The organism is Kitasatospora sp. NPDC056446 (assembly GCF_042796115.1).
Taxonomy (GTDB): Bacteria; Actinomycetota; Actinomycetes; order Streptomycetales; family Streptomycetaceae; genus Kitasatospora.
On the sequence record NZ_JBHTRF010000004.1, the window covers coordinates 193,406 to 217,436 of the forward strand.

Genomic DNA, 24,031 nt, shown 5'->3' on the forward strand with positions numbered 1-24,031 from the left:
CTCCCCCGGGCGAGCGCCCCGACTCCGAGGAACCGCCGCATGACCTCCGATCCACACTCCGATTTCCCCCTCGCCCTCGACCACCTCTACGAACTCCTGGAGGTCGACCGGGACGTCCCCGTCCGGAAGCTCCTCCACGCGGCCCGGCGGGTGCGCGGCGTGACGGCCCCGCTCGTGCTCTCGCTGGCCGCCCTGGAGGGCGAGGCCATGGGCAGCGGCGCCCGCGACGAACTGGCGCGGATGACCCGTCGCGCCGAGACCTACCGGCGGCTGGCCGAGGAGGCGGCCCGGGTGCCCGGTGCCCGGGTGGTGAAGGGGCCCTCGCTCGCCCGCCACTACCCCGAGGGGGTCCTGCGCCCGCTCGGCGACCTCGACGTGGTCGTCGGCACCGAGGCCGCCCTGTGGCAGGTGCTCGCCCCGGTCCTGGACCGGTACGAGTGCCACGAGGCCGAGTTGACCGAGCTGACCGCGCACGGGCGGGACCACCTGTACGCGGGTGTCTGGTGGCTCGGCGAGGACCCGATGCTGGACGCCGACCACGCCGTCGAGGTGACCACCTTCGGGTTCGCCGGCGAGCCCGGCGCGGTCCCGCTGAGGGTGGAGCTGCCCGACGACCCGATGCACGCCGACCTGCTCTCACTGGCCGAGGAGCGCTTCCAACGCCCGTTCACCGCCAAGGACGCCATCGACCTGGTCTGTGCGCTGACCTCCCCCGCGGCCCCCGCTCCGGGGCCGCTCGTCGCCGCCGCCGAACGGTTCGCCCTCGCCCCCGAACTGCTCGAACTCTGCGACCTCGTACGCGCCCGCCCGCTCCTGGCGGACGTGGTGCCGGCCGGACTCGTGGACGGGCTGCGCTCAGCGGCGGCCGAGGAGCGCGCACGGCGCGCCGGGGCCGCGCGGCGGGCACCGCTCCCGGTGGACGGGCGGCTCCACGGCCTGCAACTGACCGAACCGCTGCGCCGTGGCGCGGGGCACCACCGCACCGTGCACCGCTGGAACGACGGCGTCATCACCCGCTCCCCGGTCTCCGACTTCCTGATGGTCCCGGGGGAGGTCGTCGAGCCCCGGCTGTACGAATCCGCACTCGCCGAACTGGCCGGGCTGCCCCCTTGGCCGCAGCGCCCGGCCGTCACCACCGCACCGCACCACTCCGGCAGAGAGGACCGAGGCCCGTGGCCGTCATCGAGGTAGAGGATCTGAGCCGGACGTTCCGGTCCCGGCGAGGCCGCGAGGTCACCGCGCTCGACCGCGTCGGCTTCCATGTCGAACGGGGCGAGGTGCTCGGCCTGCTCGGGCCCAACGGCGCGGGCAAGACCACTCTCTCCCGCATCCTGACCACGCTGCTCCTGCCCACGTCCGGCACGGCGCGCGTGGCCGGCTTCGACGTGGTCCGCCGGCCACGGGAGGTGCGCCGCCGCATCGGCCTGGTACTCGGCGGCGACCGAGGCCTCTACGGCCGGCTGACCGCACGCCAGAACCTGCGGTACTGGGCGGCCCTCCAGGGCCTGGACGCCCGCACCTCGCGCCGGCGCGGCGAAGAGGTCCTCGCACTGCTGGGGCTGGGCGGCCGCGCCGACGACCGGGTCGAGACGTTCTCCCGGGGCATGGTGCAACGCGTCCACCTGGCCCGCGCCCTGCTCGGCGAGCCGGACGTGCTGGTCATGGACGAGCCGACCAACGGCATGGACCCGCACGCCGGGGCCGGGTTCCGGGAGCTGGTCCGCACCCTGCGCAGCGGCGGCACCACCGTCATCCTCACCACGCACGACATGCAGGAGGCGCAAGCCCTGTGCTCGCGCGTCGCCCTCATCGACCACGGCCGCATCCTGCGGATCGGATCCGCGACGGAGCTGCTGGCCGGCATCCGCGCACCCCGCACCCTCACCGCGCGGGGCGTGCCGCCCGAGACCGCCGCGCGCATCGCCGGACTCCCGGGCACCGCCGAGACCGACGCCGCGGGCAACCTGACGGCCCGACCGGCCGACGAGGACAGCCTCGCCCAGGCCCTGCTGCTGCTCGCCCAGGCCCGGGCCGACTCCATCGCGGTCGCCGCCCCCAGCCTGACGGAGGTCTACCGGACGATCATCGAGGACCGGGAGTTCGCCCTGTGATGCTCACCTGCGCGCGCACCCAGGGGGTGATCATGGCCCGGTCCCCCGGGCTGCTCGCCACCCTGGCCGTCATCCCGCTGTACTCGCTGGTCTTCTTCCACTTCCTGCAGCGCCACCACCGCGAGGACCTGGCCACCGGCGTGGCGCTGACCGCCTTCACCATGAGCCTGTGGGCCCACGCCGTGTTCGTCGCCGCCGAGGTCGTCGACGACGACCGGGCGGACGGCACGCTGGAGTTGTCGCTGCTCACCCCGGGGCGCTACCTCGCCTCACTGATCATCCGGATCTCCACCACGACCGCGCTCGCCCTGCCGGCCCTGTTCGAGGTGGTCCTCATCGGCCGCGGCGTGTTCGGCCTGGACGTGACCCTGCGCAGCCCCGCGACCGCCCTGCTCGTCGTGCTCCTGCTGATCGCCGGGTGCGCGAGCGCGGCCCTGGTGGTGAGCGGGCTGATGATCAAGGTCCGAGGGGCCCGGACGCTGCAGAACTCCCTCACCTATCCCTTCTACCTGCTCGGCGGCCTGATCCTCCCGGTCAGCCAACTCCCGGACGGCTTCCGGCAGTCGGCCAAGGTCTTCTTCCTCTCCTGGGGTGCCGACCTGCTCCGCGACGCGGCCGCCGGCCCGGTCCCCCACCCGGGACAGCGCCTGGGCGTGCTGGGCGCCCTGGTCCTGCTCCAGACCCTGACGGGCGTGCTGCTGCTGCGGGGCGTGCTCGCCTCCGTCCGCAGCGGGAAGGCGGTCCTGCATGGCTAGCCGGACCGGCACCGCCCCGGGGGCCCGGGGCCCCGGCGTCCTGCACTCCGCGCGGACCGTCGTCCGGCTGACCGGCTACGGGGCCCTCGCCGGCTACCAGGACTACCGGGCCATGTTCACCTGGCGCTCCTGGCTGGGCGGCTGGCTGATCAGGATGCTGTGCCAGGTACTCTTCTTCGCCAACCTGGGGCAGCTGCTCGGCTCGCCGGACGCCCAGGGCTACCTGGCCCTGGGCAACGCCGTCGCGCTCGGTCCGATCGGGGCCCTGGGCGTGGTCTCCTCGACGGTCGGCGAACGCCGCTCCGGCACCCTGCAGTTCCTGCTGATCAGCCGCACCCCGCCGTTCCTCGCACTGGCCTCGCGCGGACTGCACTGGGTCGCCGACGGCCTGCTGACCTCGACGATCGCGCTGCTCACCGTGCACCTGCTGCTGCCGGTCCCGCTGCCCTGGTCGGCGCTGCCCGCCGTCCTGTGCCTCAACGCCCTGATGACACTCGGGTGCTACTGCGTGGCCCTGTGCCTGTCCGGCATCAGCCTGCGGGTGCCGGAGTCCCGGATGTACCTGACGGCCGGCACCACCATCACGCTGATGCTGGTGTCCGGGGTGAGCACACCGGTCCCGCGCAACGGCCCCCCGGCCGTCCTCGCCCAGCTGCTGCCGGTCACCCACGGGCTGGACGCCGTACGGCAGTTGGTCTGCGGCGGCGCACTGCCGGCGCGGCTCGTCCTCGACGAGGCCCTGGTCGCCGCCGGCTGGGCGGCGGCGGGCTTCCTGGTACTCACCCACGGCCTGCGGCACACCGTCCGCTCCGGCACCCTCACCCTTCACTGAAAGCCCGCACCGAGAACAGGAGTCAGAAAGACGAGCGTCCCGACCGCCGTCCTGAGGTTCGAGGCCGTGGCGATGCGGCTGGTGTGGCCGGCCCGCTCTTCGCCCATCCGCGCCGCCACGGGGCCGTCCACCGGCCGGACGGCCGGCACCCCGGAACCGGTGGCCGGGCCCCCGCAGGCCCGCCCGGCGCCTCAGGCCCGCCCGGCGCCTCAGGCCCGGTAGCCGAGCCGCGCCGCGAGCACCGCCAGCTGGGTCCGGTTCGTGGTCCCCGTCTTCCTCCGCAGGTGTCGCAGGTACGTGTCCACGGTGTGCCGGCTGATCCCCAGCTGGCGGGCGATCCCCCGGTCGGTCTCGCCTCCCGAGAGGAGGACGAGCACTTGCTGCTCCCTCGGGGTGAAGGCGGGCGGCGCCTCGACGTTGTCGGCCATGAAGACTCCTGCTCTGAAGTGGGCGGATGTCCGTCGCCCGCGCGGCCGGGCGCTGGTACCCCTGCCTGCCGTGCCGGGTGACGAACCGGGTGCCGCTCCTCGCACCCGCCGTGCTCCGCGTGGTGTGGATGTCCGTCCCGACGGCCTGGTCACCCGGGTCGGCCGGGACGTGATGGAGCGGATGTCGAGCGCTGGGCGCCGACGCGAAGGATCGTGGACCGCGTCGCACCGCACCGCATCGCCTCGCATCGCATCGCACCGCATCGCCTCGGACGCGGTTCGCGGGGAGGAGTCCCGCCCGCTGCTCCAGCCGCTCGGGGGGCTGGTCGTCGGGCAGGAGCCGTCACCAGAAGTCGGCCGACCGACCGGGCGCCTCCGCCGGGCCCTCGGCGGACCGCACGAGGATCTCGCGGGCGCGGCGGAGTTGTCCGGCCCGGCGCAGTCGGCGGGCCCTGGCGATCAGTTCGGGGGTGGCGACCGCCGTGGCCAGCACGGCAGCCGTCACGAGGACGGCGGCGGCCACCCGGCCGCTCCGCCGCGCCCCTGCCCGCCCCTTCCGTCGCCGCGTCGGGCGGCACCGTTCATCGACGCGGCTCATCCCCACTGGATGTCGAGGATGTGCGGACCGGCCGGCACCGCTCGGAACGCGGCCTGGGGCGCCGGCCCGCCGGTCGCGGCGCCCGTCGGGGCGGTGGCGGTGGCGGCGGTCGCCACACCCACCGGAACTCCCAGCGCCAGCACGGCGGTCGCGGCGGCGAGCAGCACCCGGATTCGTCCGACCTGCATGTCTGTCCCTCACTTCCGATCGTCTCCTGCCGGCGGTAGCCGCCCCGCAGGATCCCTTGCGTGACAACGAGACTGTCAGCGCCGCGCGGCCCGGTCCACCGCGGAAAGGGTGCACCAAGCTGCACCGCATCAAGATCCGACCACGGCCGCCGTCACCGCCGTGCTCACCCTCGCCTGGGCCATGAACCTCTCCGGCCAGACCGTCAGCCTGGGCACCGCACTGGCCCGGACCGGCACCGCCTTCGCCCTGTTCTCCCCGATCGTCGGCTGGCTCGGCGTCGCGGTGACCGGCTCCGACACCTCGGCCAACTCGCTGTTCGGCGCGCTCCAGGTCACCGCCGCGCACCAGACCGGACTCGACCCGGGTGCTACTCGCCGCCGCCAACTCCAGCGGCGGCGTCCTCGGGAAGACGCTCTCCCCGCAGAACCTGGCCGTCGCCGCCGGGGCGATCGGCCTGCCCGGCAGCGAGAGCACCATCTTCCGCCGGGTGCTCGGCCGGCGCCTCGGCCTGCTCGCCGCCTGCGCCCTGCTCGTCTGCCTCCAGTCGACGCCGGTGCTGGGCTGGATGACCGTCTGACCGGCCCGCGTCGCCGACGGCCCCCCGACCGGCGACGACCTCTGCCGTCGACCAGCGCTCGGACGTCCCGAAGACCCGGCGACCGTCCCGCCGACCCCGACCGGCCGACCACCCGTCAGCCACACCTCGGCCCCTCCCGGACCGCCACACACTCCCAGGGAAGCACCATGCCCGTTGTCTGCGCCCCCGACAAGCTGCGCGGCTCGCTCGACGCGGCCCAGGCCGCCGCCCTCGCCGCAGGCGTGCGGGCGGCCGGCGGCACACCCGTGGAACACGGTCACGCTGCTGGACAACGGCCTCCGGCGGCTCTCGCCGCTGCTCCTCGGAGCCGGCGGCGAAGAGGGCGCCGGTGCCGCCGGCGGGCTCGGCGCCGCGCTGCTGGCCCTCGGCGCTTCAAGGACTATGACGAGTGCGGCCCGATACCTGATGCTTCGCTGACGGTAGTGCTCTGTGATTCATGGGTCAACAGCGAACTGACGAAATTTTCAGGCGAATTGGGCTCAGTGGAGTTCCGTCAGCAGCCCCTCCTCCCGGACCATCCGGCGCTCGGCGGCCAGGTCCAGGCTCCGCGCGAAGGCCCAGTACAGGGCGCCGGCCACCGGCAGGCCGACCAGGAGCGAGCAGTCGACACCGCCGAGGGACTTCGCGACGGGCCCGACGTAGAGACCGGTGATCACCATGAACGGAGCCATGCAGGCCAGGCCGAGCACATAGGCGAGGTTCCCGCGCCAGCCCCAACGCCCGTATATGCCGCGCGGGTTGAAGATCTCCCGCACGACGTACTGGCCGCGCCGAACGAAGAAGAAGTCGACCAGGTTGATGGCCGTCCAGGGGATGAACAGGTAGGTCAGTACGACCACCACGTTGGCGAAGAACCAGTTGAAGCGGTCGATCCCGACAAGGGTGGAGATCGCGCCCACCGCCACCAGCATGATCCCGATCGTCGCCACCCGGATGGCCCGCGTCGGCTTGACCGGCCGGAACGAGTCGACGATCGAGATCATGGTGAGGCTGCCGCCGTACTGGTTGATCGCCATGATGGAGAGCAGCCCGACCAGCAGCACCACCACGGCGACCGTGCCGAACCCGTCGAACAGCCGGTCGGCGGCGAGCTTCAGCGCGGTCACCGGATCGGTGTCCGCGGGGGCCGCCGCCGAGACGACGGCGCCGAGGATGAACACCCACAGCCCCGAGACGGCGCTGGGCAGATAGGTCCACCAGAAGGTGCTGCGGACGGAGACGTCGGGTCTGAGGTATCGCGAGTAGTCCGAGACGTACGGCGCCCAGCCCAGCTGGAACCCGGCGACGAAGACGAACACCAGCATGAACGGGGCGAGTTCGAGCGGGCCGGGGCTCCAGATGCCGGCCGGCAGGCCCCCTCCGAACAGCGCCGCCACCGTGACGGCCACGGTGACCACGACGAAGGGCCAGGTGAGCCACCTGTTCAGCCGGTGGATCCAGTCGTAGCCGAACAGCGCGATCACGGCCGCGACCACCGCGGCGATCAGGTAGCCGACCACGTTGGGGATCCCGAAGAGCGTGTTCATGGCCTGGCCGGACAGCAACGCGTCCGAGGTGTTGAAGGCCACGTAGTTGACCAGGGCGAACACCCACACCGTCAGCGCGGCCCCGAGGTAGCCGAACTGCGGCCGCGACTGGACCAGTTGGGGAAGCCCCAGCTGGGGCCCCTGGGCCGCGTGGAACGCCATGAAGAACGTACCGAAGAGCGAGCCCAGCACGGTGGCGACCACCGTCCACACGAGCGAGGCCCCCATCGAGAGCGTCACGACCCCGGTCGCCAAACCGGTGAGGTTCAGACTGCCCACGAACCAGATGGCGCCCATGCTCGACGGTTTGCCGTGCCGCTCCTCCAGGGGCACCCAGTCGATCGAGTGCTGTTCGATGCCTACGGGACGTGCGTGGTCCTCAGTGTTCGAGGCGACTTTCCCCATGTGGTGGCCTTCTGTGTGCGGGGCGGCTGCGGCCCCCGTCGGCAGCCCCGGCATTCCGCGATCACGGGGCGGCGCCACCCTAGAGACTGACCTAAAACTCAGTCAATGGTTCGGACTGCATACGCTGAACAGCAATGAGTCAGGCCCGCCCGGGCACCACTCTGATCGGAGTTTCAGCTTCGCCCCGCCGATCGGTGGCGCGCGGCCCACCGCGACGCGGGCACCGAGAGCGGGCGTCCGGAGCGGGCCCAACCCCCGCTCGACTATCGAAATGGACCGTGATCAGCATCTTCGACAGCGGAATCCGAAGCATGTCGGCATCAACTCAACGGATTCACTTGACGCCTGAGGTGCCCTCGGGCAGGATCTGCGTCAGCCCGAACGAGGCCCGGTGGCGCACCAGCGCCCCGGCTCCGGCCATCGACGGCGGCCACCGAGCGCCTGCCCACACGTCACGGCGAGCCCGCGCGAGGACTTCCGCGCGGGGCCGTGAACGTCCTTCCCGAAGCCGGAGAACAGCCCTACAGCCGAGGAACCCGAATGAGTGCGGATCATTCCAAGACCGCGTACGACCACCTGTGGATGCACTTCACCCGGATGTCGACGTACGAGAAGACCCCGGTACCGACCATCGTCCGCGGTGAGGGTGCGTACATCTACGACAGCAACGGCAAGAAGTACCTGGACGGCCTGGCCGGCCTGTTCACCGTCCAAGTCGGCCACGGTCGCGAGGAGTTGGCCGAGGTTGCCGCCAAGCAGGCCAAGGAGCTCGCCTTCTTCCCGGTCTGGAGCTACGCCCACCCGAAAGCCATTGAGCTGGCCGAGCGCCTGGCCCACTACGCCCCCGGCGACCTCAACAAGGTCTTCTTCTCCACCGGTGGCGGCGAAGCGGTCGAGACCGCCTGGAAGCTCGCCAAGCAGTACTTCAAGCTGACCGGCAAGCTGGCCAAGCACAAGGTCATCTCCCGCGCCGTCGCCTACCACGGCACCCCGCAGGGCGCGCTGTCCATCACCGGACTGCCGGGCTACAAGGCGGCGTTCGAGCCACTGGTACCGGGCGCTCACAAGGCCCCGAACACCAACATCTACCGCGCCCCGGCCTTCCTGGAGGACGCCGACGGCACCGTCGACCCCGAAGTCTTCGGCCGGTGGGCGGCGGACCAGATCGAGGTCGCGATCCTCCAGGAGGGCGCCGACACCGTCGCCGCCGTCTTCGTCGAACCCGTCCAGAACGCCGGCGGCTGCTTCACCCCGCCGCCCGGCTACTTCCGGCGCCTGCGCGAGATCTGCGACCGCCACGACGTCCTCCTCGTCTCCGACGAGGTCATCTGCGCCTTCGGCCGCCTCGGCACCATGTTCGGCGCCGACAAGTTCGGCTACGTCCCCGACATGATCACCTGCGCCAAGGGCATGTCCTCCGGCTACGCCCCCATCGGCGCCACCATCATCTCCGACCGCATCGCCGAACCCTTCTACACCGGCGGCGCCGTCTTCCCTCACGGCTACACCTTCGGCGGCCACCCCGTCTCCGCCGCCGTCGCCCTCGCCAACCTCGGCATCTTCGAGCGCGAAGGCCTCAACCGGCACGTCCTGGCCAACGAGGGCAGCTTCCTCAGGACCCTCGACAAGCTGCGCGACCTGCCCATCGTCGGCGACGTCCGCGGCAACGGCTACTTCTACGGCGTCGAACTCGTCACCGACAAGGCCGCCAGGACCACCTTCACCGACGACCAGTGCGAGCGCGTCCTCTACGGCTACCTCTCCAGGGCGCTCTACGAGAACGGCCTCTACTGCCGTGCCGACGACCGCGGCGACCCGGTCGTCCAGTTCGCCCCGCCGCTGATCGCGGACCAGGGCACCTTCGACGAGATCGAGCAGATCATGCGGCACTGCCTGACCGAGGCCTACGCCAGGATCTGACCGCACCGAGGAGTTGTCCCCACGAAGCCCGGAGCCTGTCCTGGCCCGGGTGCCTTCGAACGGGATGCGGCAGAGCGGGAGCGAGTGCGACTGCCTCACCGGCGCGACCTCGTTCGTGATCGTCGCGCCGGTCCGCCCCGGCTGCGGCCCTGCCCGGCGGGCCGACGCGTCGCGCCGTTGCCGGAAGCGTGGTCGGCCGATCCGAGGGCCAGCCCCTGCCAGTCGTCGAAGGCGGTGGCCGTCGTTCCCTTTCGGTAGTAGACGCGGCTGTCCGTGCCGATGGCGAACACGTGGAGGACGCCGCCGCCGTCGACGATCGCGGCCGGGTAGTCGAGGACGGTGCCGCCGAGGTCCCTCCAGGTGCCGTAGCCGGAGTTCGGCCCGGTCTGGGCGATGGTGCTCACGCCGCCGCCGCGACTGCGCTCGAACAGGACGACCTGTCCGCCGAGGGTGGCCGCCGCCGGCTCGCCCACTCCCCCGTCCCCGTTGAGCGCGAGCGGGGCCTGGCTCCACGAACCGCCGGGCGCGGTCTCGCTGCTGACCAGCATCACGCCGGTGCCGATGTCGCGGTAGGCCAGTTCGACGCGGCCGTCCTGGTCGAGCGCGGCCTTGGGCGGACTCGCCGGCGCGGCGGCGGGGATCGGGTCCGGGCTCCCGAAGGTTCCGTTCGGGGCGTCCTGCCGCCAGCCGAGGATTCCGGCCGCGACGACGGGGTCGGCGGCGGTGCCGGTGGCAGTGACCGTGGCGGCGAACACCTCGATCTCCCCGGCCCCGTTGCGGATCGCGGCGACCGGGTCCTGGAGGCCGGTGCCGCCGAGGTCCGCCCACGTGCCCGTCCACGGGCCGTTCGGGGTGCTCTGCCCGGTGCGGCTGAGGCCGCTCCCCCCGTTCCTGACGAAGATCTCCAGCCGCCCGTCCTGGTCGTTGGCGACCACGGGCCCGCCGACCTTCTTCTGCCACTCGGCTCCCGCGTCGGGATTGCCGTGGTCGGTCCACGTACCCGACCAGGTACCGTTGGGCGCGCTCTGCGGCAGGGAGACTATGTGGTGGTCGGTCAGACGGCGGGCGAAGACCTCGAGTCGGCCGTCGGCGTTGGTGCCGACCGCGATGCCCGGCGCCAGCCGTCCGCCCGGGTCGGCCATCAGCAGCGGACCGCCCCAACTGCCGTCCGTCTCCCGCCAGTACGTGTGGAGGCCGCCGGCCCGGACGACGAAGACCTGTGGCCGGCCGTCCTGGTTCGTCCCGGCCCAGGAGGTGCCTCTCGACCAGCGGTAGTACATCCGGGAGAACCAGGTGGGCGAGTAGTTCCCCGTGGAATGGTCGTGGCTCGCGTACTCGGAGTAGAACACCCCCTTGGCATCGGCCGTCGTGTGGTCGAGGTCCACCGGGGCGTCGCCGATGTTGTAATCCCGGTAGTTCACCTGGCTCAGGTCGCCGCCGTACAGCGCCGCCGCCCGGCCGGCGAACCTCGCGGCGGCGACGTGGTCCGGATGGTCGCTCCAGTGGACGCTGTCCTCCGGGAGTTCGTCCTGGGCCCGGAGCACGGTCGGCTGGTACGTCACCATCAGCTGCCGCAGCACCTCGACGACGTCCGCGGCCGCGTAGGTCGACGGCCCGGGCAGCGGGCTGTCCTTCGGGACGACCGTGGTGTCGGTGGAGCCGTTGTTCAGGACGTTGGCGAGCATTCCGTCGTGCAGGTTGAGGAAGACCAGGTGCACCGGGTGGTCGTTGAGGACGTACCGCTCGACGTACTTGCCCGCGACCGTCATCACGTCGACCGTCCAGTGCCCGACCTCGTCGGTCGTCGGGTCGATGTCGCCGGCCCCGGCCATCCGGGAGTAGGCGTTGACGGCGCCCATCTGCCGGTTCCGGGTGCGCAGCGGATCGCCGGCAGCGTCGTTGCAGACGCTGGGGCACGGGTCACCGGTCTTGTTGCCCGCGGTGACGAACACCGTGACGGACGGTGTGCCATTGGCGATCGCGTTGGAGAGGTCCGGGTTCATGAACAGGATGTCGTCGTCCTCGTGCGCGACGATCTGCATGAACAGCGGCCTGGTCCCGGCGGTCGGATCCGTGCCCGTACCCGTACCCACGTCCGCTTGCGCGCGGGCCGCGCTCTCCACGGGCAGGACGGGCGCGGCATGGCGTTGTCGTTGTCGTTGTCGTTGCCGTTGTCCGGTTTTCATGGGTCACCCCGATTCGGGATCGACAGGTGATCACGCCACGAGGACGTCAGCGCATCGACACACAGGGAAGACCCTGGACTGGATTCGTCAAACACACTGGGGAAAAGGGGCCTTGACGCATGGTCGCGCCGCCTCGTCCGGCACTTTCCGTCGATCTCGCTTCCGGACCGGACCGTTCCCGGCGTCGCGCCGGTCCGCCCCGGCGGCAGAGGTCCCGTGGAAAGGACGGCCTGGAGTGACGAGTCCCTTCCACCGTACCCCGCCGCTTCGCCCGTGGCAGCCAGGGCGGGTAAGCGGTCGTGATCAGTGGGTGACGCCGGTGAGGTCGTTGATCCAAAGCCGGTCCGCGGCGGCACGCTGCACTGCCCGGGCCGCGCCGAGCGACCCGCGCGACGTGACCTACTGTTCGTGCGGGCCACGGCGGACAACGAGCAGGCCGTGCCGGCGGAGCGCACCCGGGGCCGGTACATCGACGGCCGGATCGATGAGCCGCACAGCCACCGCGGACACGTCCAGGTGCTCGGCATGGCACGTCCGGCGGTGATCGGCGAGGCAGCCTCGGCCGAACCCTCACCGTGATCGCCGAGGCGCTCGACGCGCGGCTCGCCCCCGGGCACCGCGGTCCGCCGTCCGTCCCGGCCCAGCCGTGATCGACCACCAGGAGAACCAGGTGAACCAGAACAGCACCCTGTCCCCCGACCTCCGGGAGGCCGCCGTCCCGGACCGCCGGCCCTGGCCGGTGCGACGAGGGCTGCTCCTCGAGTCCGCCCCCCAGCGCCGACTCGCTCTCGGCGGCTTCGTCAACCAGCTCGGCACCGCGGCCTTCCTCGCGACGGCGCCGCTGTACGCGATGCGGGTGATCGGCCTGTCCGTCGGGCAGGTCGGCCTCGGCCTCGGGGTCGCCGGAGTGCTCGGCCTGCTCGCCGGCCCGCCCGTCGGGCACCTCGCCGACCGCCGCGGCCCGCACGGCGTCTTCCTGACCACCCTGCTGATCCAGGCCGTGGCCATGGTGTCGCTGCTGTTCGCCCACTCGTTCGCGGCGTTCATGGTGGCGGTGGCGGTCACCGACCTGGCTGGCGCCTCGGGGGGCGCGGCGCGCGGCCCGATGATCCGTCGCTTCGGCGGTGACGAGGTACCGAGGTTCCGCTCCTACCTGCGCTCGACCGCCTTCCTGGCCAGTACCTTCGGTGCGCTGGCCGCCGGTGTGGTGATCCAGCTCGACTCCGGCTCCGCCTACCGAACGCTCATCCTCGCCAATGCCCTGACCTTCGTCGGCTGCGCGGCCGTCATGCTCCGGCTGCCCAGGCTGGAGCCGCTGCCGGCCTCGACCGAGTCGGACCGGTGGCTCGCGCTGAAGGACAAGCCGTACATGGCGTTCGTCGTGCTGGACGGCATCCTGTGGATCCAGGGCGAGGTGGTGACCTACGCGCTGCCGCTCTGGGTGGTCCTGCACACCCACGCACCGCGCTGGTGCACCGGCGTCGCGCTCGCCGTCAACACCGTGATGGTGGTCCTCCTACAGGTCCGCACCAGCCGCGGGATCAAGGGCGGCCGGGTCGCCGGCCGGGCCACCCGGCGCGCCGGGGCGGCGTTCCTGGTCGGCATGGGGGTCATGGCGGCGGCCTCGGGCCTGCCCGGCTGGGCCGCCGCGGCGGTCATGACGGCGGGCGTCGCCATCCACACGGTGGGCTCGCTGTGGCACGCGGCCGGGTCGATGGAGCTGCGGTTCCGGTTGGCCCCCGCGCACGCTCAGGGACAGTACTCCGGTGTGTTCGGCATCGGCATGGGCCTGTGCTACACCGTCGCCCCCCGGTCTGCTCGGCCTGCTCTGCCTGGGCTGGGGCGCCCCGGGCTGGCTGGTCATGGGTGGCCTCTTCCTCGCCGCCGGCCTCGCCATGCCGTTCGTGGTCCGGTGGGCCGGACGGTCGCGGGCACTCGGCGCCTGAGCCGGCGCACCAGGGCCCGGGCCGTTCCCCGGACGGTCCGGGTGCCCTTGAGTACACCTGCAACCGTCAGGGGAGGAAGAGGAGTTGCGCCACGACGCCCCGTTCAGGGATGCACCATCCAGGGATGCGCCGTTCAGGGACGCGACGTCCTGTCGGTCGAGGACTTCTTCGGGTCGGTTCCGGCGTCGGGGCACCGCACTGCCCGGCCCTTTCTGTTCGATTCCGTCGTCACGTCACCGGAGGATTCCGGGGGAGGCCGAGGAGGTGCCGAGGTCCGCCGCGGGGCCCTGGCACCGGGCCGGGCTATCCTGACCGCCGTGCGAGTACTGGTGGTCGAAGACGATGCTGACCTGCGGTTCGCGGTAGCTGCGGCGCTGCGCGGCGAGGGGCTGGCTGTCGACGAGGCCGCCGACCTGCCGGCCGCCGACGAGGCGCTGTTCGTCACCGCGTACGACTGCGCGGTGTTCGACCGGATGCTGCCCTCCGGGGACGCCGTCGACTTCGTCCACGGACTTCGCCGTGCCGGACACTCCGTACCGGTGCTGTTCCTCACCGCCCGCGACACGGTCGCCGACCGGGTCGAGGGGTTCGCCGTCGGCGGCGACGACTACCTGGTCAAACCGTTCGCCGTGCCCGAGCTGGCGGCCCGGGTCCACAGCCTGTGCCGGCGGGCGACGACCCTGCGGCCCCCGGTGCAGCGCTTCGCCGACCTGGAGATCGACACCGCCCGCCGCCAGGTGCACCGGGGCGGCGTACTGCTCTCCCTGACCCGCAAGGAGTTCGCCGTACTGGAGATCCTCGCGACCCGGGCCGACCAGGCCGTCCCCCGCACCGACCTCATCGAGAAGTGCTGGGACGAGATGGCCGAACCGAACTCCAACGTCGTCGAGGTCCTGGTCTCCCAACTGCGCCGCAAAATCGGCGACCCGCCGTTGATCCACACGGTCCGCGGGATCGGCTACCGGCTGGCACCACCCACCGCCGGCGACAGCAGCCGACGGTGACGGCCACGGCCCGGATCCGGCGGCTGCGCCGACGGCTCACGGCACTGTTCGCCCTGACCAGCGCGGTCGGACTGGTCGCCCTGGCCGCGTTCGCCATCCGCACCGACGACGACTCCTGGCGCAGCCAGGTCGACGACACGCTCAACCTCCAGGTCACCCAGGCCATCCCGTACGTGGGCTTCGACGACAACGGCCGATTCGACACGCAGAGCCTGCTGGACGCCGTGGAGACCTCGTGCCCGCCCGTGACGGTGGTGACGGGCACGGCCGACCGGCCCACCATCGCCTACACCCCGCACCAACCCTGTGTGACAGCCCTCGCCGAAGACCTCGAAGAGGTCGCCGCCATGGCGATGCGGGACGGGTCGGCCACCTCGGTCGAGACGCACAGCGACAACGGACACCGGATCTGGCTGCTCGCCCAGCCCTACACCGCGGCGGGCGGCCGTTCACCGGCCGGGGCGGTGGTCGCGGTCGCCGACACCACCGGCGACCAGGCCGAGCACCACAGACTCGCACTGCTGCTGGCGACGGGCTGCGCGGTCCTGGTAGCCCTGTCCGCCGTGGCCGGGCACGTGCTCTCCGGAAAGGCGATCCGCCCGGCCCTGACGGCACTGCAGCAACAGGAGGAGTTCCTCGCCGACGCCGCCCACGACCTGCGTACCCCCGCCGCCTCGCTGCGCAGCCTCGCGGAGACCGCCCTGCGCGACGACGCCCACCGCGCCGCCGCGCTGGAACGGACCGTGCGCCTGGCCACCCGGATGGGCGACCTGATCGACGGCCTGCTCACCCGGGCCCGGCTGATGGCCGGTGTCGGCGCCCTGGACCGCCGGCCACTGCGCCTCGACCAGCTCGTCGAGGTGGTCGCCGACGACACCGAGACCGGCGAGCACCGGGTGACCGTCCACACCGAACCGGTCGTCGTGGATGCCGATCCCGACCTGATCCGGCGGGCGGTGGCCAACCTGCTCGGCAACGCGCTCCTGCACGGCCACGCGCCGGGCCGACCCGCGGAAGTCCTACTCACCGTCACCGCCGACGGAACCGTGACCGTCGACGACGCCGGTCCCGGAGTACCTCCGGCCCTGGCCGACTCGCTCTTCCGACGCTTCCACAGCGGCTCCGGCTCCACCGGCCTCGGACTGTCCATCGCCTCCTGGGTCGCCCACGCGCACGGCGGCACCCTCGACGTCGGCACCAGCCCCCACGGCGGCGCCCGCTTCACCCTCCGCCTGCCCCCACGGGCCAAGACCGCCTCCCCGGAGTAGTCGCGCTCAGGGCAGCGCTCCAGGCAGCGCTCCGGCCCGCGCTCCGGGCAGCGCTCCGGGCAGCGCTCCAGCCCGCGCTCCGGGCAGCGCTCCCGACGAGAACGCTCTCGGCCACCCGGCGCATCGACCCGCGCTGCCCCGCCCTCATCAAAACCTCATCATCGCGGCGGAAGACTGTCCTGCTGTGACGTCCCCCTGCGGGTCGCGCGCCGCTTCCGCCCGGGCCAGGAGCATCCGGCGGGATGCCCCGCACCATCGGTGACCGTCCCCAGCTCGTCCCCACCCCCGCCGAGAGAGCCCCAGATGTCCGTGCACCGAGTCGACACCGCCACGCCTGCCGCCTTTCAACCGCTGACCGCCGACGACCCGGCCACCGTCGGTGGCTACCGTCTGTTCGCTCGGCTGGGAATCGGCGGAATGGGGCGGGTCTACCTCTCGTACACACGCGGTGGCCGACCGGTGGCACTCAAGGTGGTCCGTCCCGAGCTCGCGGAGGACCCCGAGTTCCGGGAGCGCTTCGCCCAGGAGGTCGCCAGCGCGCGCCTGATCCACGGGCTCTACACCGCCCAGGTCGTCGACGCCGGAGTGGGCTCAGCCTTGCCCTGGCTCGCCACCACGTATGTTCCCGGCCCCTCGCTCCAGCACGTGGTCAAGCACAACGGGCCGCTCGCCGAGCAGACCGTCCTGCTCCTCACGGCCGGCATCGCCGAAGCCCTCCAGGCGATCCACGCCGCCAGTGTCGTCCACCGCGACCTCAAGCCCGCCAACGTCCTCCTCGCCGCCGACGGGCCGCGCGTCATCGACTTCGGCATCGCCCGCGCCGCCGACGCCCTCACCCTCACCAGTACCGGACTGCGCGTCGGCTCCCCCGGCTACATGGCCCCGGAACAGGCCCGGGGACTGCCCGCCACGCCCGCCACCGACATCTTCGCCCTCGGCGCCCTGGCTGCCTACACCGCCGGCGGCGCGCCCCCCTTCGGAGGCGGATCGGATTCCGGTGCCCTGTACCGTGCGGTCCACGAGGAGCCCGACCTCGCCCTCGTCCCCGCTTCCCTGCGCGGCCTCGTCGACTGGTGCATGGCCAAGCAGCCCGAGGACCGTCCGACCACCGCGCAGGTGATCGAAGCCGTCCACGCCCACCCGGCCCTCGTCGGGGACCTGCGATTCGCCGAGGGCTGGCTCCCCTCGCGGGTGAACGCCGAGATCGCCCGGCGCAGCGATCTCCCTCGGGCTCCCTCCGAGGCACAGACGGTCCTCATCACAGCGCCCCCGCTGCACGACGGGGCAACGGCGGTGGCACCCGTCCCCGTGCTGGACCCCGCGACCCCGGCGCCCGGAGCCGCCGGGGTCGCGGCGCCCGAGGCACGGAAGGGCAGCGGCCGGGCCCTCCTGGGCTCCCGCCGCCGGACGGCCCTGGTCGCCGCGGTCGCACTCGTCCTCGGCGCCGGCGGGATGTTCCTCCTCCTCCACGTGTCGAACCCGGACCACCCGGCCGCCGACGACGGCACGACGGCAACCGGTACCGACCCGGAAGTCCCGTTCGTCTCCCCCGCCCCGGCGGCCGCCGCTGCCGAGTACACCGCCGTCTACACCGGCACCACACTCGTCTCGTCCGATCACAGCCACGAGTTCGACCTCACGAAGGGAAAGGTCGTACCGGAGGAGACGGCGCCATGGTTCATCGCCCGGACCTCGGACGAGTTCCTCCTCGCGGACAACAACGACGCCTACGTCGGCACCGACAACCGTCTGGGAACCGCCGACTGCCTCAAGGGCCTGGGCGGCCGGCCGGCCCGCCGGCTCGACTTCACCACCCTCACCGACCGGGCGTTCTGCGTCCGCGGGGACGACGGCCGTGACCTGGCGATCGTCCGGTTGCTCTCGGCCGCCCCTGGCGACGGGCCCGTCAAGGTCTCGATCGACTACTACCGCCGAAACACCTGACGGCGGAAGCCCGGTGAGCCACGGTGCTTACCGGCTGGGGACCCGACGGCCCGGAGGACCCGGGACCGGCCATCCCGCGGACCTGGATGCCAAGCCCCCTGGATATATGACTATTCGCCCTTGCAGGTGCAGTTTCTATACACACCATGTGAGACGCCCCGAATTCGTGCTGCCATAGCCCTGCCAGATCCCCGGCACGCATCGCACTTTCGCGGGAAGGCAGGAAGATGGGCAGATCCACGTTCGCGGCCACGGCGATGGCCGTCGCGCTGACGACTTCGGCATTGCTCGCCGCCGCAGGGAGCCCGGCCCACGCCGAGGCGGGGCAGGACACCATCAACATGTACAAGCAGGAGAAGACCCAGTGGTGCTGGGTCGCCTCCGGACTGACGATCGCCAAGTTCCAGGGCTACGGCAGTACGCAGACGGACTTCTGCAGCCGGGCCCAGCCCTACTACGGCTGCAACAACCAGCCCGCCACGCTGGATGACATGGCCAAGGGCTGGAGCAGCCTCGGCATGACCCACCCCGGCTCGGGCCTGACCAGCGCGGCCACGTTCGACCAGGTCTACACCGATGTCAAAGCCGCCCGGCCCGTCGCCGCCCGCATCGGGTGGACCTCCGGCGGTGGCCACATGAACGTCGTCTACGGCTTCGACACGTCGAAGAACACCATCGCCGTCGCCGACCCATGGCCGGACACCGCCACCTACACGTGGTGGAACTACAACGACTACGTCAGCAACAGCTCGTTCAGGTGGACCCACTCCCGGATCGGCATCTCCCGTTAAGGCAGGCGGCATGCGCGAAACAAGCACGTCCCGAACGAGGGCGGCCTCCCGCCTCTCCCGACTCGCCACCCTCCTGGTGCTGAGCACCTCCGCACTCCTGGCCATCGCGGGCCCCGCCCGCGCGGCCGCGCCCATGGACCCGCTCCCGGCGGACATCCCGGACTACCAAGCCGCTCTCGACCTGGTGAGATCGGCCGATGTCCGCGCCACCGTCTGCAGCTTCCTCAGTGCTCCGCTGCCGGACGGCACCGGGCCCGGGGCGACACAGTCCCTCCCCGACAAGGCCGACCCGTGCGAAGGCATCCCGGCGTTCACCGTCAACGACCCGCTGGCCCTGAACGAGATCACCCCCGGCTTCGTCGCGGGAACGTCCCTGCCGATCGCCACCGAGGCGATCAAGCTGAGCCATCTGGTCTCCGCACTGAACGCCCCGGTCAACGGACGGAACGCCACCGTCATGCTCGCCCCCACCGATGGCGGCGGCTGGCACCTGGCGGCCGTGCGCGACGGCGACAGCGACGCCGCGTACGCGGGCAAGGCCACGGTGGGCACCCTGGTGTTCACCGAGCCGCAGATCCGCGGCTGGTACCAGCTGAAGCTCACCACGGTCGAACCGCTCAACGACCAGGCACGGCAAGGCCTGAACGGCCAGTCGTCAGTCTCTCTGAGTGACTATCAGAAGCTGGTCAAGGCCCGCTACGCCGACAAGCTGCCCGGGTCGGAGTACGACACCGCGGGCATGTCCAGCGGCTACGGCGCCGCGAGCAGGACGGAAGGCGCCCCCTCGTCGACACCCGTGGTCGTCGGCGGTTCGGTCGCAGCCCTGGCGCTCGCGGGCGGCGTCTTCGCCCTCCGCCGCCGGCGCAACACCGACGCCTGAACCCGGCCCCCTTCGCCCTGACTCCCGCCTGAGGCCGGGGCCAGGGCGAAGCCGTGTCCCCCGGCCCACGAGCTCGGGACCCGTCCGCCTCCTCGGTCCAGGTCCGATGCGATCAGGGCCACTGTCCCCGTTTCTGTCGGCAGCAGCCCGAGGAACCAGGCGACGGCTTCGGCCCGCACTTCAGGATCCCCGTCGCGCAGGATCAGCCGGCCGCCTCGGCGGGATCACGGACTGCGGCCTTCCTACGGACGTTCTTACGCGTTGCCCGCGACCCCACCGCGATCCGGGTCAGCCCCAACAGCAGCCCCCGCGGTCCGAGACGGCCGGGCGGGCCGGCGAGGTCAGGCCCCGGGGGCAGGCGCCGAGGTCACGCGCCGTCGAGGTCGAGGGGCCAGGTGGCGCGGTCCTCGACGTGGTCGTAGACGGGGAGCTCGGCGGCCAGCACGTCGAAGTGGGGCAGCGGGGCCCACAGGGCGCGCTCGCCGACCACGTAGAGGCGGCGTTTGGCCCGGCTGGCGGCCACGTTGAGCAGGTGCGGGGTGCCGGCGGCCCAGGTGCGGGCGCCGGGGCGGCCCGCCCCGAGCAGGAGGATGACGACGTCGGCCTCCTTGCCCTGGGCCCGGTGGACGGTGGCGCAGCGCTCGTCGAGGAGTTCGGCGCTCCAGCCCGGGAGCGTGCGGCAGACCTCGCGGGCCTCCCGGACGAGGGCGCGGAACGGGGCGATGATGCGCAGGCGGTCGACGTCGACGCCGTGGTGGTCGAGCCGGCCCAGGAGGAAGGCGAGGGCTCGGCGGTCGCGGTCGCCCCAGGGGGCGTCCGCGGGGCGGTCGGGGTCGGGGGTGTCGAGCCAGCGGCTGGGGAGCAGGCCGTCGTGCCCCGGGTCCGGGAAGGGCTGCGGGTGGGTGCCGTGGACCATCAGGCCGCCGTACGCGACCTCGTTGCTGACGGTGAACATCGGGTCCTCGCAGCGGCGGTGGACGCGCAGCGGTGAGCCGACCCAGACGGTGTCGTCCTCGGCCCCGGTGGGGGCGGGCAGGTAGGTGCCGTAGCGGTTGACCCGGTCGGCGACGGCCTGGGCGGAGGTCGCGGAGGGCAGCCACTCCTCGTCGACGCCGTGGGCGAGCAGGAGGCGGCGCTGCAGGGCACTGGGCATGGTGACGACCGGTTCGAGCTGGAGGGGGTCGCCGACCAGGACGGCGCGGCGGGCCCGCCACAGCGCGCCGACGGCGGCCTGCGGGGTGGCCTGGCCCGCCTCGTCGACGAGGACCCAGCCGAAGGCGCCCCGGCCGAGGCGGGCGAACATGCTGCCGATCGAGGAGAAGGTGGTGGAGACCACCGGGACGAGCAGGAAGAGGGTCTGCCAGGCGTGCAGGACCTGCTCGTCGGGAACCGGCCCGGCCGTGCCGGCCATCAGCTCCGCCAGGACCTGGAGGTTGCCGCGGACCCGCTTCGCGGTGTTGGCGACCAGGGCGCGGTGCAGGTCCAAGGCGCGCAGGAACAGGTCGCTGCGGGCGGTGCTCCACGCCTCGTCGGACCAGGGGGCGCCGAGTTCCTGCTCGTGGTCGCCGAGGTGCGGCCAGTCCAGCGGCAGGGACGGCAGGGCGGCGGCCGCCCCGCGCAGGGAGCGGTGGGCCGCGTCGAGCCCGGCGGTGGCGGCCTCCAGCTCGCCGCGGGCGGCCCGGGCGTCGTCCCGGGCCCGCTCGGCGGCCGCGTAGGCGGCGGACTCCTCCGCGCGGGCCGCGTCCCCGCCCACGCGGGCGCGGACGGCGGCGGTGGCGGCCTCGGTGACGGCGGCGGCGGAACGGGCGTTCGCGTCGGCGGCCAGGTCCTCGGCGCGGGTGCGGTCGGCGATGCGGTCGTGGGCCTCCTCCAGGGCGGCGCGGTGCTCGACCAGCTGGGCGACGACCTCGGCCCGTCCCCGCTCGCGGTGCTCCTCGACGGCCTGGCGCTCGGCGCCGCTCTGCAGCAGGCGGCGCAGCCCGGCGCGCAGTCCCGGCTGAGCAGCGGCCGGCTCGTCGTGCAGGGCCGTCAGGGCGTCGACGTGGCGGCGGTGGTGGGCGGCGCGCTCGCGGGCCACCGCCAGGGCTGCACGGGCGTCGGCCAGAGTCTCGGCGGCCCCGGGGACGCGCTCGACGGCGGCCCGGTGGGCGGCCTCGGCGGCGCGGACGGCACCGTCCGCCGTACCGACGGCGGCGAGGGCGGCGTCGTGGCGGGCCCCGGCGGCCGCCACGCGGTCGTCGGCGCGGGCGATGGCGGCGCGCAGGGCGTCCAGGCGGGCGTGGACCCGGTCCGCCTGGGTCTCCGCCAGGGCAGCTGCCAGGCGGGCGCGTTCGGCGCGCAGGCGTTCGACCTCGGCCTGGGCGGACTTGAAGGCGGCGACGGCGTCGGGCCAGGAGGGGACGGGGTGGGCGGTCTGCGCTGTGGCGCTCGTGGTGCTCGTGTTCGCGGTGGTGCTGGTCGTGGCGGTCGTGTTCGTGACGGAGCTGGTCGTGGTGGTGTTCGTACGGGTGGATCTGGGGGTACTGGGCGGCACCCAGTCGCCGAGGACCGCGTTCATGCCGCGCAGCGGCGGGAGCCCGGCGGCGGTACGGGCCTCGCTCTCGTCCTCGGGCAGGCGGCCCCACCAGAACCGCTCGGTGAACCGCGTCCGGTTGGCCTTGTTGCCGAGCACGGCCGCCACGAGCCCCCAGGCGGGCGCGCCGCCGAGCAGCGCGGACGCCAGGTCGGAGAAGTGGTCCGGGCCGCCGTGCCAATGCTCGTCGAGGGCGGAGGCGCCCGGCAGTTCGGCGGTGATGTTCTCCACGGCGCCGTTGTTGGAGGAGGTCACCACGATCTCGCGGCCGGTGAGCCCCGGATCGAGGGCGGAGACGAAGCGCGCGTGGACGCCCTGGCGGTCCTTGCCGCGCCAGGCCCGGCCGACGAACGCCTCCTCGGGCCGCCGGTAGCCGGCCATCACGACGGCGCGCTCGACCACGAGGGCGGCGACCAGGTCGCGCAGCATGGTGGTCTTGCCGGTACCGGGCGGGCCGTTGACGGAGAACAGGCCGCCGGCGTCGGTGCTTCGGGTTCCTCCTGCTCCGGTGCGATCGGTTCCCGCCCGATCAGTTCCGGTCCGGTCGGCTCCCGCCCGGTCGGCGAGCATGCGGTTGACCGCGAACTGCTGGCTGAGCGCGAGCGGATGGCTCGCCTTCGCGGGCCAGCGCCCGGCGGGGACCAGGGACGGGTCGACGCCCGCGAGGACGGTGGGACGGTCCTCGCGCAGATCGGTGCGGGCAGCGACCGGAATGTCCCGGCGGTCGGTCAGGTACGCCGTCAGGGCAGGGCCGAGCCCCGCTCCCCCGCCGTCGTCGAACGCGGCGCGGACCCGGACCAGGTCCGGCGGGAGGAGGCTGTTGAGGAACGGCTGCGGGGCGGCCGGCTTGGCCTTCGGGTCGCGCGGGATGCGGACGAGCCGGCTCTGGACCCGGATCACCCGCGGATCGAGGTGCTCCTCGACGCCGCACAGGTGGGCGATCTGGGCGGTCAGGGCGACCAGGTCGGCGAGCGTGACCGGGCGCGGGCCGGAGTCGTCCCCGGCCTGCTCCGCCGTCTGGTCTGCCGCCTGGTCGTCAGGTGACGGCACCTCGGCGGCCGGTTCCGGCTGCCCGGGAGCGGGGGCCGGGTCCGTGTCCTCCCCGAGTGGTCGGCGGGCCGCCGACCACTCCGCGACACGCCGCACCAGCGGCTCCGTCGCCCCCTGCACGGCGGCCCCGGCCACCTCGCCGAACAGCGCCCCGACCGCCGCCACCGCCGCGCCACCCAGGATCTCCGCCAACAACTGCCGCCAGCCGGACGCGGACTCCTCCTCCGGCAGCGGCCCCGCCCCCACCGGAGCCGCCCCCACCGGCCGTGACAGCAGCGGGTTCGGCAGCGGGTTCGCCAGCGGCCCGGGCCCCGGCGCGTACGCGACCGGCGTGGCGGCCAGCCGCCCCACCGCCACCTCGAACGCCTCGCCCAACTCCTCGAAACCGTCCAGCCACCCGGCCGCCGACGGCCCCGGATCGAAGAGCCGGCCCGTCGCCCAGGCACACGCCGACACCACCGACGTGTCGCCGACCGGCCGCCCCCGCTCGTCCAGGACCAGCGCGAACATCGCGCTCCTCCCCGACAGCCTCAACTCCTCCTCCGGCACCCCCGGATCCGGATCGGTACCCGCCGGCAGCACGGCGATCATCGCCTGGCGCAACCGCTCCAGGTCGAACAGCCCGCCGTACACCTCGTGCCGCCACACCATCCCGCGCGGCGCCCGCCACGCCGCCGTCTCCGGATGCTCCGGAGCCCACGGCAACAGGGGCAGTGCCTGACCGGCGGCCGGCGTGACATCGACGACGACCGTGTCCGATGCCCGCAACCGGCCCGCACGGCGCTTGCGCGGCACCTCCGGAATCGCCGGCGGACCGAACAGCTCGATCGCCCGCCAGCACTCCAGCAGATCCCGCATCCGCCGGTCCCGCCCGTCCCCGCTCCCCACCCCGTCGCCCCCTGCGTAGAACCTGCGGCACACAGCCGCTTCGTGTGCCGATCAGCCGGCGGCAGAATCTACCGGACACCGGGCAACACCGCAGCGGCGCCCACCGGACACCGCTCCGGGGACGGGCAGCCCGCCCCCGG

General features: G+C 73.0%; 17 protein-coding genes and 2 pseudogenes. 13 read left to right on the forward strand and 6 right to left on the reverse strand.

What is annotated here, in order from left to right:
* The first annotated feature begins 39 nt into the window (after window positions 1–39).
* Genes ACFQ6N_RS04600 through ACFQ6N_RS04615 form a run of 4 tightly spaced genes read left to right on the forward strand, consistent with a single transcriptional unit; the run spans window position 40 to window position 3,698 of the window.
* The gene (locus tag ACFQ6N_RS04600; RefSeq protein ID WP_380646834.1) at window positions 40–1,191 is read left to right on the forward strand and encodes a hypothetical protein; all 1,152 of its coding nucleotides are present in this window, start codon (window positions 40–42) and stop codon (window positions 1,189–1,191) included.
* Window positions 1,173–2,111: an ABC transporter ATP-binding protein gene (locus ACFQ6N_RS04605; protein ID WP_380646835.1), complete on the forward strand. Its 939-nt coding sequence runs from the start codon at window positions 1,173–1,175 to the stop codon at window positions 2,109–2,111. Before ACFQ6N_RS04600 ends, ACFQ6N_RS04605 begins: the two co-directional genes overlap by 19 nt.
* Window positions 2,111–2,866, forward strand: coding sequence for an ABC transporter permease (locus tag ACFQ6N_RS04610; RefSeq protein ID WP_380646836.1), 756 nt, complete (start codon window positions 2,111–2,113; stop codon window positions 2,864–2,866). Before ACFQ6N_RS04605 ends, ACFQ6N_RS04610 begins: the two co-directional genes overlap by 1 nt.
* Window positions 2,859–3,698, forward strand: coding sequence for an ABC transporter permease (locus tag ACFQ6N_RS04615; RefSeq protein WP_380646837.1), 840 nt, complete (start codon window positions 2,859–2,861; stop codon window positions 3,696–3,698). The genes ACFQ6N_RS04610 and ACFQ6N_RS04615 overlap by 8 nt, the downstream gene beginning before the upstream one ends.
* Window positions 3,699–3,907: 209 nt before the next feature.
* Here ACFQ6N_RS04615 and ACFQ6N_RS04620 read toward each other — a convergent pair whose 3' ends face one another.
* The 3 genes from ACFQ6N_RS04620 to ACFQ6N_RS04630 all read right to left on the reverse strand — a co-directional run bounded on the left by ACFQ6N_RS04620 (window position 3,908) and on the right by ACFQ6N_RS04630 (window position 4,912).
* Window positions 3,908–4,126, reverse strand: coding sequence for a response regulator transcription factor (locus tag ACFQ6N_RS04620; protein WP_380646839.1), 219 nt, complete (start codon window positions 4,124–4,126; stop codon window positions 3,908–3,910).
* A gap of 343 nt (window positions 4,127–4,469) precedes the next feature.
* The gene (locus tag ACFQ6N_RS04625) at window positions 4,470–4,649 is read right to left on the reverse strand and encodes a hypothetical protein (protein ID WP_380646841.1); all 180 of its coding nucleotides are present in this window, start codon (window positions 4,647–4,649) and stop codon (window positions 4,470–4,472) included.
* A 71-nt stretch (window positions 4,650–4,720) separates the two neighbouring features.
* Window positions 4,721–4,912 carry a hypothetical protein gene (locus ACFQ6N_RS04630; RefSeq protein ID WP_380646842.1) on the reverse strand — a complete coding sequence of 64 codons (192 nt, stop codon included), beginning with the start codon at window positions 4,910–4,912 and terminating at the stop codon, window positions 4,721–4,723.
* Window positions 4,913–5,063: 151 nt separating this feature from the next.
* On the opposite strand from ACFQ6N_RS04630, the pseudogene ACFQ6N_RS04635 reads away from it, so the two are divergent.
* Window positions 5,064–5,490: pseudogene (locus ACFQ6N_RS04635) on the forward strand (L-lactate permease); the annotation flags it as partial.
* 500 nt (window positions 5,491–5,990) lie between these two features.
* On the opposite strand, the gene ACFQ6N_RS04640 reads toward ACFQ6N_RS04635, so the two are convergent.
* Window positions 5,991–7,442 (reverse strand): purine-cytosine permease family protein, encoded by a 1,452-nt coding sequence (locus ACFQ6N_RS04640; RefSeq protein ID WP_380646843.1) that lies wholly within the window; start codon window positions 7,440–7,442, stop codon window positions 5,991–5,993.
* A gap of 540 nt (window positions 7,443–7,982) precedes the next feature.
* Here ACFQ6N_RS04640 and ACFQ6N_RS04645 point away from each other — a divergent pair.
* The gene (locus ACFQ6N_RS04645) at window positions 7,983–9,362 is read left to right on the forward strand and encodes an aspartate aminotransferase family protein (RefSeq protein ID WP_380646845.1); all 1,380 of its coding nucleotides are present in this window, start codon (window positions 7,983–7,985) and stop codon (window positions 9,360–9,362) included.
* A gap of 95 nt (window positions 9,363–9,457) precedes the next feature.
* Here the strand turns inward: ACFQ6N_RS04645 and ACFQ6N_RS04650 are convergent, their stop codons facing one another.
* A complete protein-coding gene (locus tag ACFQ6N_RS04650; protein ID WP_380646846.1) occupies window positions 9,458–11,404 on the reverse strand; it encodes a PIG-L family deacetylase in 1,947 nt (648 codons plus the stop codon).
* Window positions 11,405–11,956: 552 nt separating this feature from the next.
* On the opposite strand from ACFQ6N_RS04650, the gene ACFQ6N_RS04655 reads away from it, so the two are divergent.
* The 7 genes and pseudogenes from ACFQ6N_RS04655 (at window position 11,957) to ACFQ6N_RS04685 (ending at window position 19,381) form a co-directional block, all read left to right on the forward strand.
* Window positions 11,957–12,127: a hypothetical protein gene (locus tag ACFQ6N_RS04655; protein ID WP_380646847.1), complete on the forward strand. Its 171-nt coding sequence runs from the start codon at window positions 11,957–11,959 to the stop codon at window positions 12,125–12,127.
* A 160-nt stretch (window positions 12,128–12,287) separates the two neighbouring features.
* Window positions 12,288–13,298 (forward strand): annotated as a pseudogene (locus tag ACFQ6N_RS04660) (MFS transporter); the annotation flags it as partial.
* Window positions 13,299–13,811: 513 nt separating this feature from the next.
* Window positions 13,812–14,498 carry a response regulator transcription factor gene (locus tag ACFQ6N_RS04665; RefSeq protein WP_380646877.1) on the forward strand — a complete coding sequence of 229 codons (687 nt, stop codon included), beginning with the start codon at window positions 13,812–13,814 and terminating at the stop codon, window positions 14,496–14,498.
* Window positions 14,495–15,766 (forward strand): sensor histidine kinase, encoded by a 1,272-nt coding sequence (locus ACFQ6N_RS04670; RefSeq protein ID WP_380646848.1) that lies wholly within the window; start codon window positions 14,495–14,497, stop codon window positions 15,764–15,766. Before ACFQ6N_RS04665 ends, ACFQ6N_RS04670 begins: the two co-directional genes overlap by 4 nt.
* Before the next feature lie 303 nt (window positions 15,767–16,069).
* Window positions 16,070–17,710 carry a serine/threonine-protein kinase gene (locus ACFQ6N_RS04675; protein WP_380646849.1) on the forward strand — a complete coding sequence of 547 codons (1,641 nt, stop codon included), beginning with the start codon at window positions 16,070–16,072 and terminating at the stop codon, window positions 17,708–17,710.
* 227 nt (window positions 17,711–17,937) lie between these two features.
* On the forward strand, window positions 17,938–18,501 hold the full coding sequence (locus ACFQ6N_RS04680; protein ID WP_380646850.1) for a papain-like cysteine protease family protein: 564 nt from the start codon (window positions 17,938–17,940) through the stop codon (window positions 18,499–18,501).
* A gap of 10 nt (window positions 18,502–18,511) precedes the next feature.
* Window positions 18,512–19,381 (forward strand): hypothetical protein, encoded by an 870-nt coding sequence (locus ACFQ6N_RS04685; protein ID WP_380646851.1) that lies wholly within the window; start codon window positions 18,512–18,514, stop codon window positions 19,379–19,381.
* Window positions 19,382–19,748: 367 nt separating this feature from the next.
* On the opposite strand, the gene ACFQ6N_RS04690 is transcribed toward ACFQ6N_RS04685, so the two are convergent.
* A complete protein-coding gene (locus ACFQ6N_RS04690; RefSeq protein ID WP_380646852.1) occupies window positions 19,749–23,861 on the reverse strand; it encodes an AAA domain-containing protein in 4,113 nt (1,370 codons plus the stop codon).
* Window positions 23,862–24,031: the final 170 nt, after the last annotated feature.

What these genes read in the sequence shown, in the direction of transcription:
- ACFQ6N_RS04600 (WP_380646834.1), top strand. Translation starts at nt 40, where the DNA reads ATGACCTCCGATCCACACTCCGATTTCCCCCTCGCCCTCGACCACCTC.
- ACFQ6N_RS04610 (WP_380646836.1), top strand. Translation starts at nt 2,111, where the DNA reads ATGCTCACCTGCGCGCGCACCCAGGGGGTGATCATGGCCCGGTCCCCC.
- ACFQ6N_RS04615 (WP_380646837.1), top strand. Translation starts at nt 2,859, where the DNA reads ATGGCTAGCCGGACCGGCACCGCCCCGGGGGCCCGGGGCCCCGGCGTC.
- ACFQ6N_RS04620 (WP_380646839.1), bottom strand. Translation starts at nt 4,126, where the DNA reads ATGGCCGACAACGTCGAGGCGCCGCCCGCCTTCACCCCGAGGGAGCAG.
- ACFQ6N_RS04630 (WP_380646842.1), bottom strand. Translation starts at nt 4,912, where the DNA reads ATGCAGGTCGGACGAATCCGGGTGCTGCTCGCCGCCGCGACCGCCGTG.
- ACFQ6N_RS04640 (WP_380646843.1), bottom strand. Translation starts at nt 7,442, where the DNA reads ATGGGGAAAGTCGCCTCGAACACTGAGGACCACGCACGTCCCGTAGGC.
- ACFQ6N_RS04645 (WP_380646845.1), top strand. Translation starts at nt 7,983, where the DNA reads ATGAGTGCGGATCATTCCAAGACCGCGTACGACCACCTGTGGATGCAC.
- ACFQ6N_RS04650 (WP_380646846.1), bottom strand. Translation starts at nt 11,404, where the DNA reads ATGCAGATCGTCGCGCACGAGGACGACGACATCCTGTTCATGAACCCG.
- ACFQ6N_RS04675 (WP_380646849.1), top strand. Translation starts at nt 16,070, where the DNA reads ATGTCCGTGCACCGAGTCGACACCGCCACGCCTGCCGCCTTTCAACCG.
- ACFQ6N_RS04680 (WP_380646850.1), top strand. Translation starts at nt 17,938, where the DNA reads ATGGGCAGATCCACGTTCGCGGCCACGGCGATGGCCGTCGCGCTGACG.
- ACFQ6N_RS04685 (WP_380646851.1), top strand. Translation starts at nt 18,512, where the DNA reads ATGCGCGAAACAAGCACGTCCCGAACGAGGGCGGCCTCCCGCCTCTCC.
- ACFQ6N_RS04690 (WP_380646852.1), bottom strand. Translation starts at nt 23,861, where the DNA reads ATGCGGGATCTGCTGGAGTGCTGGCGGGCGATCGAGCTGTTCGGTCCG.